The sequence below is a fragment of the Chryseobacterium urinae genome, assembly GCF_030518295.1.
Classification (GTDB): Bacteria; Bacteroidota; Bacteroidia; order Flavobacteriales; family Weeksellaceae; genus Chryseobacterium; species Chryseobacterium mucoviscidosis.
Window position 1 is genome coordinate 135,712 of sequence record NZ_JAULSJ010000009.1, and the last position, 8,317, is coordinate 144,028.

General features: G+C 37.3%; 12 protein-coding genes. 3 read left to right on the forward strand and 9 right to left on the reverse strand.

Translation table 11 applies throughout. The features are described 5' to 3' along the window. Positions 1 to 68 precede the first annotated feature (68 nt). The 4 genes from QWT87_RS07790 to mraZ all read right to left on the reverse strand — a co-directional run bounded on the left by QWT87_RS07790 (position 69) and on the right by mraZ (position 3,882). On the reverse strand, positions 69 to 2,060 hold the full coding sequence (locus tag QWT87_RS07790; protein ID WP_087706981.1) for a penicillin-binding transpeptidase domain-containing protein: 1,992 nt from the start codon (positions 2,058 to 2,060) through the stop codon (positions 69 to 71). After that, positions 2,044 to 2,412, reverse strand: coding sequence for an FtsL-like putative cell division protein (locus QWT87_RS07795; protein WP_076391186.1), 369 nt, complete (start codon positions 2,410 to 2,412; stop codon positions 2,044 to 2,046). Before QWT87_RS07795 ends, QWT87_RS07790 begins: the two co-directional genes overlap by 17 nt. Positions 2,413 to 2,493: 81 nt before the next feature. After that, positions 2,494 to 3,387, reverse strand: coding sequence for a 16S rRNA (cytosine(1402)-N(4))-methyltransferase RsmH (rsmH, locus tag QWT87_RS07800; RefSeq protein ID WP_214587899.1), 894 nt, complete (start codon positions 3,385 to 3,387; stop codon positions 2,494 to 2,496). A 36-nt stretch (positions 3,388 to 3,423) separates the two neighbouring features. After that, entirely contained in the window at positions 3,424 to 3,882 is a 459-nt protein-coding gene (mraZ, locus tag QWT87_RS07805) for a division/cell wall cluster transcriptional repressor MraZ (protein ID WP_288457275.1), read from the reverse strand. 272 nt (positions 3,883 to 4,154) lie between these two features. Between mraZ and QWT87_RS07810 the strand changes: the two genes are divergently transcribed. The 3 genes from QWT87_RS07810 to QWT87_RS07820 all read left to right on the forward strand — a co-directional run bounded on the left by QWT87_RS07810 (position 4,155) and on the right by QWT87_RS07820 (position 6,049). Next, positions 4,155 to 4,916, forward strand: coding sequence for an alpha/beta fold hydrolase (locus QWT87_RS07810; protein ID WP_087706973.1), 762 nt, complete (start codon positions 4,155 to 4,157; stop codon positions 4,914 to 4,916). A gap of 67 nt (positions 4,917 to 4,983) precedes the next feature. Beyond that, positions 4,984 to 5,607, forward strand: coding sequence for a ribosome biogenesis GTP-binding protein YihA/YsxC (gene yihA / locus QWT87_RS07815; protein WP_302715443.1), 624 nt, complete (start codon positions 4,984 to 4,986; stop codon positions 5,605 to 5,607). Then, a complete protein-coding gene (locus tag QWT87_RS07820; RefSeq protein WP_302715445.1) occupies positions 5,600 to 6,049 on the forward strand; it encodes a GNAT family N-acetyltransferase in 450 nt (149 codons plus the stop codon). The genes yihA and QWT87_RS07820 overlap by 8 nt, the downstream gene beginning before the upstream one ends. 214 nt (positions 6,050 to 6,263) lie before the next feature. On the opposite strand, the gene QWT87_RS07825 is transcribed toward QWT87_RS07820, so the two are convergent. From QWT87_RS07825 to QWT87_RS07845, 5 genes are all read right to left on the reverse strand, one after another. Next, positions 6,264 to 6,479: a TM2 domain-containing protein gene (locus tag QWT87_RS07825; RefSeq protein ID WP_302715447.1), complete on the reverse strand. Its 216-nt coding sequence runs from the start codon at positions 6,477 to 6,479 to the stop codon at positions 6,264 to 6,266. A gap of 6 nt (positions 6,480 to 6,485) precedes the next feature. After that, on the reverse strand, positions 6,486 to 7,112 hold the full coding sequence (locus QWT87_RS07830) for a PH domain-containing protein (RefSeq protein ID WP_302715449.1): 627 nt from the start codon (positions 7,110 to 7,112) through the stop codon (positions 6,486 to 6,488). Between the two features lie 19 nt (positions 7,113 to 7,131). Then, on the reverse strand, positions 7,132 to 7,656 hold the full coding sequence (locus QWT87_RS07835; protein WP_302715452.1) for an SH3 domain-containing protein: 525 nt from the start codon (positions 7,654 to 7,656) through the stop codon (positions 7,132 to 7,134). 4 nt (positions 7,657 to 7,660) lie between these two features. Then, entirely contained in the window at positions 7,661 to 7,999 is a 339-nt protein-coding gene (locus QWT87_RS07840) for a YegP family protein (protein ID WP_302715454.1), read from the reverse strand. Between the two features lie 27 nt (positions 8,000 to 8,026). After that, the coding region (locus tag QWT87_RS07845; RefSeq protein WP_302715456.1) for a hypothetical protein at positions 8,027 to 8,317 on the reverse strand (291 nt) is incomplete at its 5' end.

Consider the following 8,317-nt stretch of genomic DNA (forward strand, 5'->3'; position numbering starts at 1 on the left):
TCTCTTTATTTGTTCCATAAGTTTCACTTACGGTTATTTATATTGAACCCTTCGGGTTCTTTTCTTTTTTAATTCTGCAGAGACAGATAAATTCTCTGGTTTCTGCTTATGGTTGTGCCTTCTGTCGGGAACTGCTCTTTAATTCTTCCCACTCCCTTAAAATCTACACGGTAGCCTAAATTTTCAAGCTGTGGAATCACATTTTTACCAATCAGTCCTACTACATTTGGCATCTGTTTATTATTTACTGCGACTTTTACGTTAGGTTCTACCATTTTGTTCAGGTTTACCTTTTTGTCGACAAGCATTTCTCTTTCAATATTCTGAGGGGTTTTCAGGAATGTTTTTCCTGCAATTTCTTTAAATACCGGTGCGGCAACGGTTGCTCCATAAAATCCTTTCGATGTATTCGGTTCGCTGATCATTACATAACAGGTGTATTTCGGATTATCAGCAGGATAAAAGCCTGCGAATGACGAGCGGTATTTCATGGGACCAGGAAGCCAATATTCGAATCTTGCGGTTCCTGTTTTTCCTGCCATTTTTAAATTCGGTGTGAAAATACTTTTTGCTGTTCCTTTTTCAACGGCTTTTGTTAAGGCATTGGTCATCATTTTAATGGCTTTTTCGGATGCCATTTTGTTGACCATTACTTCTGGTTTTGCCGTGTACATTACTTTTCCGTCCTTCATAATTTTATCAATAAATAAAGGCTTCAGCATTTTACCGTTGTTTGCGACTCCGTTATAGAAAGTGGCTAACTGCAACAGGTTTATGTTTGTAGAATATCCGTAGGCAATGGATGCGAGCGTTGCGGCATTCCATCTTTTGCTTTCGGGAGTTAAAATTTTTGGTTTTGTAATTCCTGGAAGTTCAATATCCATTTTATCGAATAGCTTCCATCTTCTTAAATGATCTAAGAAAATCTGAGGCTTTTCAGCATAATATTTCGTAATTAATTTTGCAGAACCTACGTTGCTGGATTTAGCCAACACATCACTGATGTCATACGTTCCGCCGCCGTGACCGTCTGAAATTCTCTGTTTTGCGTACACCCAGATTCCGTTTCCTACATTTACAGTTGTATTTTCATCGATGAAACCGTCATCCATTGCTGCTAAAAGTGAAATGGTTTTAAAGGTAGAACCCGGTTCTATGTTGTCCTTCAAAGCATAATTGTAGGAATCTACATAATCTCCATCTTCAGTTCTTCTTAAATTAACCATGGCGCGGACTTTTCCGGTCTCCACTTCCATTACAATCACTGTTCCGTGTTTTGCTTCGAAGTTCACGAGCTGTTTCTGTAAAGCGGAATGTGCAATATCCTGAATTCTAAGGTCTAATGTGGTGTAAACATCTTCTCCGTCAACCGGTTCCTGGACTTTCCAGTAATCAATCGGTTTCCATTGGGAAGAATTGATTCTCTGCTCCAGTCTTTTTCCGTCTGTTCCTCTTAAATATTTAGAGAAAGCGCCTTCGAGACCTGCTGTGTGAACGCCGTCGTCCATTCCGATGGTTCCTGCTCCGATTTCTGAGGTTGCCAGTTCTCTTTTATAGTTTCGGTCTACGATAAAACCTCCTTTGTTTTTGCCTCTTTTGAATATCGGAAATTTGCGGATTCTGTCGTATTGATCAAAATCAAGCCCTTTAACCAAAGTGTAGTATTGGTTTTTCTTTTTTCTCTGCTCGTCAAATTTCTTTCTGAATTCTGCTCTTGGCTTTCCGAACATTTTGCTGAGAGAATCTGTTAAAGCACCAATATTGTTAGTATAAATGGTGTCTTTCATCGTTTTGAAATCCAGATAGATGTCGTAACGCATAACGGTTGTTGCCAGAATAGAGCCGTCTGACGCAAAAAGATTTCCTCTTGCTGCTTTTAAGGTAGCTTCGCGATAGTTTTTGTTGATGTAATCGTCTTTAATTTCCTGAACGTTCGTATTCTGAAGAATAACGATGCGCGCAAGGAACATTACAAACACGCACAAAGCCACCACTGCAAAGAGGTAGCCCCATCGTAACGTTTTTTTACGTTTGTTGTCGTATTCATTTTGCTTTTGCATCTGTACTGTCCAGTTTTATTAGCAATTTATGAGGATGGTTTTCGAGGGTCATTAAAGAATCCCGTGCAACCTCTTTCCCCAACTCCGATTCCATTTTTACTTTTATCAGCTTACTTTGTGCGTAAGCGTTTCGCGATTTATATTCTTCTGTTTCTTCTTTGAGTGTGTTGACAATTTTAATTTTCTTATTGACGAGGTGATTGCTGTAGATCATTGCCATCATCAATACAAACAACAGCAGAAAATACTTGTAATGTATTTTAATCTCATCACGATTCAGGAAATTACCTTTTATAATGTCTATAAAAGTTAATCTCTTCTGAGGACGATTTGTTGTTGTTCTTTTTGCCATTTGTTTTTTGTTGTCGGTTGTTAGTTGCTGGTTGTTGGTTTTTAAAATTAAAACTGACAACTACTAACTATCAACTAAAAACTATACTTTTATTCCTGTTCTCATTTTAGCACTTCTGGCTCTTGAGTTTTCTTCTATTTCCTTATCATCGGGAATGATTGCTTTGCTCTTTACCAGCTCGAATGCTTTTTTATAATTTCCGTAAATGTCTCTTTCGGGTTCTCCCTCGAACATTCCGTTTTTCAAAAATCTTTTTACCAGTCTGTCTTCTAAAGAATGGTAAGAGATAACCACCAGTCTTCCTTCGGGTTTTAAAACGTTGTATGCCTGAACAAGCATTTCTTTTAAAACTTCCAGCTCCTGGTTTACTTCAATGCGTATTGCCTGAAACAACTGGGCATAAAATTTATTCACTTTATGCGGCGGAAGATAACTGAAGAGTTTTTTCAGATCTTCTGTTGTATCAATACTTTTTGTTTTTCTGTGATGAACGATGTCTCTTGCTAATTTTCTTGCTTCTCTCAGTTCACCGTAATAATAAAAAATGTCGGCAAGCTGCTCTTCATCGTAATCGTTAATCACTCTTTTGGCATCAAGACCCTGCATTACGTTCATTCTCATATCTAACGGAGCATTGCTTCGTGTAGAAAAACCTCTTTCGGCTTCATCAAACTGATGCGAAGAAACGCCCAGATCTGCCAGAATTCCGTCCACCTGAGAAACTCCGTAAATTAATAAAGAGTTTTCCAGAAACCTGAAGTTCTGATTGATGAGCGTAAATCTCGGATCATCAATTGTATTTTTAAGAGCATCTAAGTCCTGATCAAAACTGAACAGTTTTCCTTTATCCGAAAGTCTGCTCAGTATCTCTCTTGAATGGCCACCGCCTCCAAAAGTACAGTCCACATATATTCCGTCTGGATTCGTCACCAAATCATCAACACTCTGCTTCAGCAAAACGGGGTTATGATACATGTTTTAGTTGTGTTTTTTTACGTTTTTACAACGCAGTTATTCTTCTTCGAACGTGCCCATTACATCTTCGGCAAGATTCGCAAAATCGTCTTCACTGATGGAGATTACTTTTTCGTAATCGTCCTTATCCCAGATTTCAAATAATTCTCCTGCACTGGTAATTACAATCTCTTTCTGAAGATTAGCAAAAACAGTGAGGTCTTTAGAAATCTGTAACCTTCCGGCGTTATCCAGCTCCACAATTTTTACACCTGCCGTAAACATTCTAATGAAATCAGCATTCTTTTTAATGAATCTGTTCAGTTTATTAATTTTGCCCATCACTTTATCCCATGCGTTCATCGGATAAACTTCCAGACAGGGTTGGAACACAGATCTTTTGACTACAAACGCCTTGTCGTCGAAGTTTTCCATCTGTTTAATTAAAGATGAAGGAACTTTTAAGCGGCCTTTGTCGTCAATTTTACACTCATATGTTCCAATGAAACTGTTCATTTGGGACAAATTTATATAATAATTTCTAAAATCTCCCACTTTTTCCCACTTTTTACCTTAATGTTAATAAGTTTTATTAAAGATTTAATTTCGATAGTGTAAAGGGTTGATATGTTGGACGTTGATAAACCTCTTATTTACGCCATAATAAATAGATTTTTAAAAAAAACTTTAAAAAAGAGTTTGATATATTATTTTTATTTTAAATTAGGGTAATCAAAATATTTTTGAGGTTTAATTTGTATTTTTGCAAGGCTTTATTAAGGCATTTTATGATATTTAGTACAAAAAAAGAAAAGAAATATACTTTCGTAGAAGCGGGGGAAGGACATCCATTGGTGCTGTTGCACGGTTTAATGGGTGGTTTGAGTAATTTCGATAAGATGGTAGATTTTTTTTCAGACAGAGGATTCAAGGTATATGTTCCTCAGTTGCCGATCTACGATTTGCCGGTACTCAATACTAATCTTACGACATTAGCAAAATATATTGCTAAATTTATAGAAACCCATATTGAAGGTCCTGTAACGATTGTTGGAAATTCCATGGGCGGTCATGTCGGTCTTATTCTTACACTGGCAAGACCGGATTTAATTAAGAATCTTGTTCTTACGGGAAGTTCAGGGCTTTATGAAAGAACTTTCGGGGACAGTTTTCCGAGAAAGAATGACCGTTCCTATATAAGAAAGAAGACTGAGGAGGTTTTCTATGATCCTTCCGTAGCGACCGAAGATCTGGTAGACGAGGTTTTTGCCGTGGTAAATGATCGAATGAAGGGTATAAAAACCGTAATGTTGGCAAGAAGTGCCATTAAACACAATATGCTGAACGATCTGCCGAAGATTAAAACACCTACGTGCCTGATCTGGGGGAAACAGGATAATGTAACGCCTCCTGAAGTTGCGGAAGATATGCACAAATTTATTCCGAATTCAGATCTGTTCTGGATCGATCACTGCGGTCATGCAGCGATGATGGAAAAACCCGATGAATTCAATGAAATTCTTTATAACTGGGTAAAAGATAAAGTTTAAAAAACAATATAAAATAACCATTAAGAGCTTTTCTTAATGGTTTGTTTTTCTAAAAATATTCAACAAAATGGTTATTAAAACAGCAACATTTGTAAAGAGCAGCGGAAAATGGCAGGATTGCCCGGAACCGAATCTTCCTGAGTATGCCTTCATCGGAAGATCGAATGTAGGAAAGTCTTCGCTCATCAATGCAATGATGAATCATAAAGATCTGGCTAAAACGTCCCAGACTCCGGGTAAAACCCAGCTTATCAACCATTTCTTAGTGAACGAAAACTGGTATCTTACGGATTTGCCGGGTTACGGATATGCAAAAGTTTCGAAATCGATCAGAAAGGATTTTGAAAAGCTCATCACGAACTATATTCTGAACCGAAGAAATCTGGTTAATCTTTTTGTTCTGGTAGATTCCAGACACAAACCGCAGAATATTGATCTGGAATTTATCCAGTGGTGCGGTGAAAGCGGCGTTCCGTTTTCCATCGTGTTTACAAAAGCAGATAAGCTGAAGCCGAATGTTGTGATAAAAAATGTGGAGGATTATAAAGCAGAGCTTCATAAAACATGGGAAGATCTGCCGGAATTATATGTAACCTCAGCAGAAAAGAAGGAGGGTGGTGATGAAATTTTAAATTTTATCCAGAAAACCAATGAGTTTTTGATCAATAATAACGTAAGTTTTGATGAGTAATATTGTCTGGAAAATAAAAACCTTCGACGAATTTACGGTTCCTGAACTGTATGCGGTTTTAAAAGCCCGAATTGATGTTTTTGTAGTGGAGCAGAACTGTCCTTATCCGGATTTAGACGGTTATGATCAGAAAGCAGTTCACATCTGGGCGGAAGAAAACGGTGAAGTTTTGGCGAACTGCAGGATTTTCGACAAAGGTATAAAATATAACGAAGCTTCAATAGGAAGGGTTTTAACCACAGAAAAGGCAAGAGGAAAAAACTTAGGCAGACAATTGATCCAATATGCGGTTGAAACGATTGAAAACCGTTTCCATACTTCTGAAATCAGGATTTCTGCGCAGGATTATCTGCTGAAATTTTATGGAAATTTCGGGTTTGAAGATACGGGTAAAAAATATCTGGAAGACGACATTCCGCATACGGAAATGCTCAGAAAATAAAGAAAAGCGAGGAGTTGATTCTTCGCTTTTTTGTTTAGATCATGGGGTTGGGTTTTTCGCCAAGACGCAGGGATTCTATTTATATATTTTTTTATGAAATGCGCAAAGATTTTGTTTACGATAAAAATGACGAGTGAATATTTAAAATATTTATCTTCCTGTCAATGAAACAGTTTAATGTAAAAACAGATAAGTTGTTTCATATGCTGTAATTTTAAAATCCTGTCCGAAGGTTGTATTTGTAATTAAAACGGCTTTCAGACATGAGCAGAAATGCAAAGAAATCGATAACGGAAATAATAACAGGAATAAACGTCCAGCAAAATAACAGGTAAAGAATTCCCATAATGTTCTGCCCCAGATAAAATCTGTGGATGCCTATTCCTCCAAGGAAAAAAGCGAGTAAGACAGTGGTAGATTTTGATTTCATAATTTTTTAAACTCGGGATAAAATTTCGTTTTTCTTTGTTTCAAACTCTTCCTGAGAAATAACTCCGCTTTCTTTTAGTCCTTTCAGTTTCTGTAATAAAGCAAAAGGATCTTCACTTTCAATCAGCAATGGTTTCTTCTCCTCCTGAAACATCTGAGGCTGTGTAATTATGGGCGTTGCATTATTTACGGTAACTCCTCCTGCTGAAGCTCTTAATGTCTCAAGATTTTTTTCTCTTCTTACGCCCCGCATTTGTTCTTCTACTTCCTGTGCAAACTGGTATAGCTTTCGAGCTTGGTTTTTAGGAAGATAATCCATCATATTGGTAAAATGTTTTGTCGTTTTTACGATAAAAGTTGAACCTACAATTCCTTCCTTAATATGGCAGTCTGCAACATCTACCCAACTGTAATCCTGAAAATCCATAGACAAACCAAAGTTTTTGGGTCTGCAGAAAATAATTCTTCTGTTGGTAAGTGCGATGCAGTCGGGAGATAAATTGAGCACAGGTTTTTTCTGAACGGCAATGTATTCCATAGTTTCCTGCGAGGTGAGCAGACTGTTGATTCTCCCTAAAAGCTTTTCAACGGCTTTTGGGTCTTGTTCTTCATTTAAAAATTTTTTTAAGTTCATGATGATATTTTGTTTTTAGTTATTTTACATCTTTATAAAAAACATAACCTTTCTTTCCGGAAGATTTTACTTTCACTTTGTACCATAAACCTTCTTTGGAAAGTGGAATGAGCTTTTCGTTTTTATAAACTCTCGTTACTACTTTAGAGTTGAGAGATGGCTTTTCGTAAATATTGGTGGTGGCAATTCCCACAATGTATCGGTTGGAACTGAGATCTACGTTTACCTCATCAATAAAAACTTTTGGAGGTTTATTGGATTTTGTTTTTGAAGAAGTGTAGTAATCGGAAGCAGTGTGTTTCTTGATTTTTCTTTTCCTAATTGAACTTCTGCTGGAAGAATAACTTTCTGAAGATCCACCGCCGCAAACGCCGCAGGTTCCGCCGCTGCTGCAATGTCCGCACCGCGAACAGTTGGAACAGGCGGTACAATAGGCAGAACCTGTACATCTTCCGTCGTGCCCGATATTGTCGTTTGCTTTAAAGCATGAGTTTAAAATAAAGGAACCAAAGGCGAATATGATGAAGGGTATTAGTTTTTTCATGATTTTATTTTTTTAAAGTTTCATCTGTAATTTCTGCTTTCGGAGCATTCTGTTTTACGGAAGCAATGCCGTTTTCCATTCCGGATTTTGTGCTGTAAAGCTGACTTTTCCCAATGATTTCGCCGTTTCTTGCTTTCAGTACGAAATAATCTTTCTTGTTCACCGCCTCTCTTCTGTCGTATCTGGAATCGTCCTGAGAATTAATTTTTACAGATTCAATTCCTTTTATACAGGATGATTTCTGAACGTAGCCTTCGCTTGTTAAAATAATTTCACCGTTTCCGGCTTTCAGATTAAACTGATACTCTTTGTTGACTCTTTGTGTGATGACGAATCTTCCCATGGTTGTTGGTTTTTAGGATTTCTACATTTAGTTACAGCCGGAACAGTAAGATCTGTCTACGTATTCTTTGCTGTTTCCGGAGTAATAATAACATCCTCCTCTCGATCCAACGAATAACTGATTTCCGTTATACGTACATCCTTTGCTTTGAGAATAAGTTCTGGAGCTTCTGGTTTTGCTTCTCTTTGTTTTTCTGCTTTTCTTGGCTTTAGATTTCTTTGTTTTTTTAGAGAAAAATTCGGTAGTTGCTTTTGAGTTGCTATGGTCTGCTGATGCGGATATGGTTGTCGGTAACAATAATCCTAAACCTAATACTCC

What these genes read in the sequence shown, in the direction of transcription:
- QWT87_RS07825 (WP_302715447.1), bottom strand. Translation starts at nt 6,479, where the DNA reads ATGAAATCAAAATCTACCACTGTCTTACTCGCTTTTTTCCTTGGAGGA.
- yihA (WP_302715443.1), top strand. Translation starts at nt 4,984, where the DNA reads ATGGTTATTAAAACAGCAACATTTGTAAAGAGCAGCGGAAAATGGCAG.
- QWT87_RS07840 (WP_302715454.1), bottom strand. Translation starts at nt 7,999, where the DNA reads ATGGGAAGATTCGTCATCACACAAAGAGTCAACAAAGAGTATCAGTTT.
- rsmH (WP_214587899.1), bottom strand. Translation starts at nt 3,387, where the DNA reads ATGTATCATAACCCCGTTTTGCTGAAGCAGAGTGTTGATGATTTGGTG.
- QWT87_RS07820 (WP_302715445.1), top strand. Translation starts at nt 5,600, where the DNA reads ATGAGTAATATTGTCTGGAAAATAAAAACCTTCGACGAATTTACGGTT.
- QWT87_RS07810 (WP_087706973.1), top strand. Translation starts at nt 4,155, where the DNA reads ATGATATTTAGTACAAAAAAAGAAAAGAAATATACTTTCGTAGAAGCG.
- QWT87_RS07835 (WP_302715452.1), bottom strand. Translation starts at nt 7,656, where the DNA reads ATGAAAAAACTAATACCCTTCATCATATTCGCCTTTGGTTCCTTTATT.
- mraZ (WP_288457275.1), bottom strand. Translation starts at nt 3,882, where the DNA reads ATGAACAGTTTCATTGGAACATATGAGTGTAAAATTGACGACAAAGGC.
- QWT87_RS07790 (WP_087706981.1), bottom strand. Translation starts at nt 2,060, where the DNA reads ATGCAAAAGCAAAATGAATACGACAACAAACGTAAAAAAACGTTACGA.
- QWT87_RS07795 (WP_076391186.1), bottom strand. Translation starts at nt 2,412, where the DNA reads ATGGCAAAAAGAACAACAACAAATCGTCCTCAGAAGAGATTAACTTTT.
- QWT87_RS07830 (WP_302715449.1), bottom strand. Translation starts at nt 7,112, where the DNA reads ATGAACTTAAAAAAATTTTTAAATGAAGAACAAGACCCAAAAGCCGTT.